The 225-nt window shown below is 49.8% G+C and carries 1 protein-coding gene; it reads left to right on the plus strand.

Annotated features, from left to right (window positions below):
- The coding region (locus AB4585_RS27800; RefSeq protein ID WP_372171981.1) for a peptidase dimerization domain-containing protein at nucleotides 1-225 on the plus strand (225 nt) is incomplete at both ends.

Genomic DNA, 225 nt, shown 5'->3' on the forward strand with positions numbered 1-225 from the left:
TGTGGAAAGATTCGGCGCCGAGTGGGCCTACACCATAGACGGCGGCCCTGTTGGCGAACTTGAGTATGAGAACTTTAATGCGGCGTCGGCAAAAGTGATTTGTCACGGTGTTAACGTCCACCCAGGCACCGCAAAGAATAAAATGGTTAATGCCATCAACATGGCAGCGCAATTTCAATTGCTGATGCCTAGTGAAGAAACACCAGAATGCACTGAAGGCTACGA

Source organism: Vibrio sp. 10N.222.49.C9 (assembly GCF_041474985.1).
Lineage (GTDB): Bacteria > Pseudomonadota > Gammaproteobacteria > Enterobacterales > Vibrionaceae > Vibrio > Vibrio crassostreae_C.